The organism is Streptococcus sp. 11273D007BT, assembly GCF_053547195.1.
This window is the reverse complement of sequence record NZ_JBPWPE010000001.1, coordinates 2058102-2064540: the sequence shown is the minus strand read 5'-3', so window position 1 is coordinate 2064540 and position 6439 is coordinate 2058102. Positions and strand designations below refer to the sequence as shown.

Here is a 6439-nt window from a genome sequence, read left to right as displayed (position 1 = left end):
GGGCAATTGTCGGAAACTGGCTAGGTAATTTCTTTAAATGGTTAGAAAACTTTGGTCCTTGGGTAGTTCCAACGATTGTCGGTGTCTTCTCTCCTTTCCTTGTCATGACAGGGACCCACTATGGTTTGGTGTCCATTGGTATCAATAACCGAATGACTATTGGTTATGACACCATTGCCCAGCCTGGGATGTTAGCTTCCAACGTGGCACAAGGGGGCGCTGCGCTAGCGATTGCTGTTAAAACAAAAGACACCAATAAAAAAGCCTTGGCTTCTTCGGCAGGTCTTACGGCTATCTTTGGAATCACAGAGCCTGCTTTATATGGTGTAACCTTGCAAAATAAAGCAGCTTTAATCGGCTCTATGGTAGCTGGTGGCGTAGGTGGATTTTTCCTAGGCATTTTAGGGGCTAGAAACTTCTCAGGTGGCTCGCCAGGGCTTCTAACTATTGCAGCCTACATCGGAGAGGACACGTTAAAATACTTTTACACAGCTATTGCAGGCTTGATTATTTCAGTCGTCGTTTCCTTTGTTGTGACCTTTATTCTCTATCGGGAAGAAGATTAGTGAGACCATTAAACATGAGCAGGACAACAACTAAAAACACAGATAACTTTAACTAAGGTTATCTGTGTTTTTCTTTTATCTCTAGTCATAAACGATTAGTCAAATTCCAACTGGGCTCTATCCGTAAAGTAGGTCTGATAGGCTGTATAGGAGGCGATAACGGAAGCTAAGCTAGTCGCAGACAGCAACATGAACATGACCATAATCTGATAGCGAATGGCATGGACTGGATCAACTCCTGCAAATATTAGCCCTGACATCATCCCAGGCAGGCTGACTAGACCAACTGTCTTAGCTGAGTCAATGGTGGGCTGCATACCTGTTTTAATAGCCTCGCGCAAAATATCCTGTGAAGCCAGTTTAACACTGGCACCTAGACTTAATTTTTCCAAAACTTGTTGGCGGTTATCAGTGAAAGACTTGTACATAGCCCGATAGGATAAGCCGATTGCCGTCATGGCATTACTAGCCAACATCCCTGATATGGGAATCACTTGTGAAGGAGTAAACTTGATTGCACCAGATAGTACCAAGATTGTCAAGGTCAGACCAGTTGAGGTTAAAAGGGCTAGAAAGGGATGGAGCAAGGATTTCTTGCTACTAGGATTGCGTTTGTTAGCTTGGACGCTGGCATTAAAAAGAATAATCAGAATCATCGTTAAGCTGAGAAAGACATTTGAGGCTTGGAAGATAAACTTGAGAATATAGCCAACAAAAATCAGCTGGAGAACTGTTCTGACAACGGCCATAACAATATCTTTGGTCAGTCCAAGTTTTTCCTTCTGACTGATGCTAATTGCTACCAAGACTAGTCCGAAAACAAGGGCTAAGGAGAGATTATCTACTGAAACATTCATCCTTGGATACGACCTCCTTCTATTCTCAAAATCTTTTGGGCTACATCAATCTCTGATTGGTCATGAGTGACTTCAATCAAGGTATTTCCTGCGATATGGTAGTCTGCTAAGAGCTTGTTGACAATGGCCTTGGTTTCGGCATCTAAGCCTGTAGAGATTTCGTCTAAGAGTAAAACTTTGGGCTCAAAGAGTAGATTACGGATGAGGGCAACTCGTTGCTTTTCCCCTCCAGATAGTTCTGTGATTTTTTTGCTTAAAAATGTTGGTGCTAGATGAACAGATTCTAGAGCCTTGAGGGCTTTGGTCTGGTCAAAGGCTACCTGACGAATGGCAAATGGAAACTGGAGATTATCTTGGACGGTCTGCCCAAAGAGAACTGGCTGTTGAAAACAATAAGAAACTTCTCTCCTGTAAGTTGGCATATCCAGCTCTGCGATGTCTTCCCCTTGAAAGAAAATAGTCCCACTAGTCGCAGATGTTAAGCCTGCCAAGAGTTTTAGGATAGAGCTTTTTCCACTGCCCGAAGGTCCAACCAAGGTTAGTCGCTCGCCTTCTGCAATAGTGAAGCTGATGTCAGTTAAAATCGACTTATCATTATACGATAAGCCGACAGATTGAAGTTGAAAAATGTTCATCTTAATGACCGTGCTCTTCTGCTTCTTCGGCAGCGATAGCAATGGCCTGTGTTTCATGAACTGTCCCATGAGCGTGGTGGGCTGGTCCATAGATAGAGTAAATTTTAAGGTCTTCTTGACCGATGTTGATGACATTATGGTAGGTTCCATTTGGAATGAAAATGGCATCTTCTGGTCCAACTTCAGTATCAAGCGTAATCTTATCAGCTGATTCCCCCATGATCACACGGCCGTGACCTTGTTCAATACGGAGGAATTGATCGTTTTCATTGTGAACTTCTGCACCGATGTCACCACCAACTGGGATAGACATAAGGGTAACTTGCAAGAGTTCTCCAGTCCAAAGGGCTGTGCGGTAGTTAGTATTTTCAAGTGTAGCTGTTTCAATATTGGTTACAAATGGCGCTTTACCATAGTCTTTAGTTGTCATAATTGTTTACCTCTGTTTTTAGAATGATTATAAATATTATTTAGAATTATTCTAATTATACTCTTTTTAAAATAGATGTCAAGCTTTTGAAACGATCATTATTTTCAGGTGTTACTAGATAAATGAAAAAAGTCTCCTTTACGTCCTAGCCTACAAGTTAGGGAGTAAAGAAAACTCATTTGTATCAGTTACATAGCAGATCAATAGGGCTTTCTAAGATTTTCTCCTCAAACACTGGTTTAAGAAAGGGTACTAGAACAGCATTTTTTAGCCTTTGCTGCTTCGACGAGAGTTGGTAACCATGTGATGAAGCTGTTGAATAAAGTCCGCTTTTTCAGACAACTGCTCAAGAGAGAGGTGCATGCGATAATCCCAACTATTTTTGGGATTAGAAGGGTCATTAATGCGCTCGATTGCTTGATTTGGATTGCTTACCTCAGTGTTAAGAGCAAATAGGTCTTGTAGTGGGAAAATGACAATCATGGCATTAGAATTGAGGTGGCGATAAATGATATTCTCAATCACCTCTGGACCAGCCTCTTGTGGTGCTTCTCCAAAGAAGTGCATTATTTGGTTATAATATTGTTGCGTAAATGCAAAATCTTCTTGCCACCACTGTCTTAGGGTTGAAGTATCATGACTAGAGGGAGTTGCCACACAGAGGTAATCTAAGTGATCCAAGTGGTGAACAAATTGAGCAGGGTCATCAGGCATACGTTCAACAGCTAATTTTAAAATCTGCGTTTCTGCCATTACTTCTGGAACAGTGGCAGGTACCATCCCTAAATCTTCTCCACAAGCAAGCATATCTGTTGCATTTTTGAGGACAGGTAACTTTTCTAGAGCTTTTTCCTTCCAAAAATGATTATTACGATAATAGAAGTAGTCATTATGAAGCCAATCAAATTTTTCTTGGAATTCATAGCCTAATTCTTGATAAGAGATAGTTTGTGTTAGAGAGACACGGGGATGATAGTACCCATCTGTTTCATGGTCCTTAATGAGTAGGACATTTTCTGTTAACTGGTAGAGCCCATCCTTGATATATTCTTCAACATCTAGAGCTTCGATCGTCTTTTGGTCTTTAAAAGGCTCTTTTAATTCATAATTTTCATAGCCTATATAATTGAGGTAATTTTGAATAATTCTATCTCTTTGATCACGTCCAAAAATACGGTCGATAACCCAATCCTTGATAAAAGGTTCAACAAAACGTTTTTCCCCTCCCCAAGCTCGGAAAGGAATACCAATTTGTTCCAATTCTTCAACGGAATAACCGCGGGCAGGTGTGAAGTGTCCGAGTAAACCGCGAACAGAGTAGGTTGGAATTTCCCAGATACGGAAAAAACCAAGGATATGGTCTAGGCGGTAGGCATCAAAATAGGTTGCCATACTGCTAAGACGGGCCTTCCACCAAGCGTACCCATCTTCTGCCATACGTGTCCAATTGTAAGTCGGTAAAGCCCAGTTTTGTCCTGTTGTGGAAAAAGCATCTGGTGGAGCTCCCGCTTGCATATCCAGATTAAAGAGATCAGGATTTTGCCAAGCATCTGCTGAGAAAAGTCCGACTCCGATGGCAATATCTCCTTTAATGGCGACTCCGATGCTATGACAATATTGAGTAGCCTCAAGGAGCTGTTGGTGAAGGACGAATTGTAAGAAAGCTTGGAAGTCTAAGAAATCTTTAGCTTCAGCATTTTTTTGCAGTTCCTTATAGAAATGATCTTGATAGACGGCATGCTCTTTCCAATCTGTAAAATCGGTACTATCATACTGCTTGAGATAATAGTTAAAGCAAGCATAAGCTTCTAGCCAGCTTTTTTTCTCTTCTTTAAAAGCTTTGAAGTTTTTGTCGTGAGCTAGACTTTTTTTGAGTTTGTCAAAGACTTTTCGAGCATAAAAGAGTTTTCTTTTGATAACATTTGGATAATCCACCGCCTCTAGCTGATTGAATGCTGCCTTCTCTTTTTGATAAGTTGTAAGACTGTCTGAATCAAGCTCTTTTTCAAATGGTGTTAAGTCTAGATAAAGGGGATGGAGGGCAAAAACAGAAGTGGCGGTATAAGGAGAAGAATCCTTAAAGGTTTGAGTGGCATTGGTGTCGTTAATTGGTAAAATCTGAATAATATCAAGCCCACTTGCTTTGGTGATATCTGCCAAGGCCTTTAAATCGCTAAATTGCCCAACACCGAAATCGTTTTCGCTACGTAAAGAAAAAACAGGAATAGCTAAACCAGTGTGATAAGGGGTATCCCCGTAGGGGACTAATCGAAATTCTTTTTTCATAAGCAACCTTCCTATGCAAACGTTTTCTTAGAAAATTATATCGCAGATCCCTGATAAAGACAATGGTTTTCATGTATTTTCATAAAAAGTGAGACATTCTTTTGTGATGAAGGAGTAAGAAAAATTTCTTTCTTGACCAGTCTTTTCCTTTTCTAGTGATAGTTTTTGGGGACAGAATGTGGTAAAATAGGTAGGAAATTAAGGGAAAGGTGAAGAGGCTGTAGCAGTGTCCCATCACTGATAGACGCTAGCTAGTTTTTGAAGGATGATGCTTTATTTTTCAAAGATAGGGCCTTGTATCAATACAGATGAAATTGCAAAAACCTAAGGGAACACAAGATATTCTGCCACAAGAGTCTGCTAAATGGCAGTATGTGGAGGAAGTTGCACGTGAAACATTTAAGAAATACCATTATGCTGAAATTCGAACACCTATGTTTGAACATTATGAAGTGATTAGTCGCTCTGTTGGCGATACAACAGACATTGTCACTAAGGAGATGTATGATTTTTATGATAAGGGTGAGCGTCACATCACTCTACGTCCAGAAGGAACAGCTCCAGTGGTCCGTTCTTATGTTGAAAACAAACTTTTTGCTCCAGAGGTTCAAAAACCTGTTAAACTTTATTACATTGGTTCAATGTTTCGTTATGAGCGTCCACAAGCAGGTCGCTTGCGTGAGTTTCACCAAATTGGTGTTGAGTGCTTTGGCTCTCCCAACCCTGCCACAGATGTTGAAACAATCGCTATGGCTTATCAATTATTTACGACTTTAGGGATTAAAGATGTGACCCTTCACCTTAATACTCTGGGTAGCCCAGAGAGTCGTGCGGCCTACCGTCAAGCTTTGATTGACTATCTAACCCCTCTTCGAGAGACGCTTTCAAAAGATAGTCAGCGTCGTCTAGAAGAAAATCCTTTGCGTGTTCTAGATTCTAAGGAAAAAGAAGACAAGCTAGCAGTGGAAAATGCTCCGTCTATTTTAGATTATCTAGATGAAGAGAGTCAGGAACACTTTGATCAAGTGCGTAACATGCTTGAGAGTTTGGGGATTCCTTATGTGATTGATACCAATATGGTTCGTGGATTGGATTATTATAATCACACGATTTTTGAGTTCATCACAACTGTTGATCGTTCTGACTTGACCATCTGTGCAGGTGGTCGCTATGATGGTTTGGTTGAGTATTTCGGTGGTCCAGAAACCGCTGGTTTTGGTTTTGGACTAGGACTTGAACGCTTGCTTTTAATTCTTGAAAAACAAGGGATCAGCCTACCAGTTGAAGAAAGTTTGGATGTTTATTTAGCGGTTTTAGGAGCTGGTGCTAATGGGAAGGCTTTAGAGTTGGTACAAGCTATTCGTCATCAAGGTTTTAAAGCAGAACGAGACTATCTTAACCGTAAAATTAAGGCGCAGTTCAAGTCAGCAGATACTTTTGGTGCGAAGTTAGTGATAACGCTTGGCGAAAGTGAAGTAGAAAGTGGCCAAGTTACTATTAAAAATAATCAGACACGTGAAGAGTACACCGCAAGTTTTGCTGAAATCACAGAAAACTTTGCGGCTATTGTAGAAAAGTTAGCCTAACAAAAACCTCAGTAAGCTGCACTTACTGAGGTTTTTGTCTGATAAGATAATCTTATCTAGATTTTAGGATAAGCATCGA

6 protein-coding genes are annotated in these 6439 nt (G+C 40.7%); 2 read left to right on the top strand and 4 right to left on the bottom strand.

Translation table 11 applies throughout. The features are described 5' to 3' along the window. On the top strand, window positions 1–566 hold a 566-nt coding region (locus ACEE75_RS10435; RefSeq protein ID WP_449173635.1), incomplete at its 5' end, for a PTS transporter subunit EIIC. A gap of 95 nt (window positions 567–661) precedes the next feature. Here ACEE75_RS10435 and ACEE75_RS10430 read toward each other — a convergent pair. From ACEE75_RS10430 to ACEE75_RS10415, 4 genes are all read right to left on the bottom strand, one after another. Continuing rightward, a complete protein-coding gene (locus tag ACEE75_RS10430) occupies window positions 662–1423 on the bottom strand; it encodes an ABC transporter permease (protein WP_447575406.1) in 762 nt (253 codons plus the stop codon). Further along, window positions 1420–2058 carry an ABC transporter ATP-binding protein gene (locus ACEE75_RS10425; RefSeq protein WP_447575407.1) on the bottom strand — a complete coding sequence of 213 codons (639 nt, stop codon included), beginning with the start codon at window positions 2056–2058 and terminating at the stop codon, window positions 1420–1422. The genes ACEE75_RS10430 and ACEE75_RS10425 overlap by 4 nt, the downstream gene beginning before the upstream one ends. A 1-nt stretch (window position 2059) precedes the next feature. Then, a complete protein-coding gene (locus tag ACEE75_RS10420; protein ID WP_447575408.1) occupies window positions 2060–2488 on the bottom strand; it encodes a cupin domain-containing protein in 429 nt (142 codons plus the stop codon). A gap of 267 nt (window positions 2489–2755) precedes the next feature. Further along, window positions 2756–4774: a 4-alpha-glucanotransferase gene (locus ACEE75_RS10415; protein ID WP_447575409.1), complete on the bottom strand. Its 2019-nt coding sequence runs from the start codon at window positions 4772–4774 to the stop codon at window positions 2756–2758. Between the two features lie 308 nt (window positions 4775–5082). On the opposite strand from ACEE75_RS10415, the gene hisS reads away from it, so the two are divergent. Then, window positions 5083–6360: a histidine--tRNA ligase gene (gene hisS, locus ACEE75_RS10410; protein WP_447575410.1), complete on the top strand. Its 1278-nt coding sequence runs from the start codon at window positions 5083–5085 to the stop codon at window positions 6358–6360. The last annotated feature ends 79 nt before the right edge of the window (window positions 6361–6439 follow it).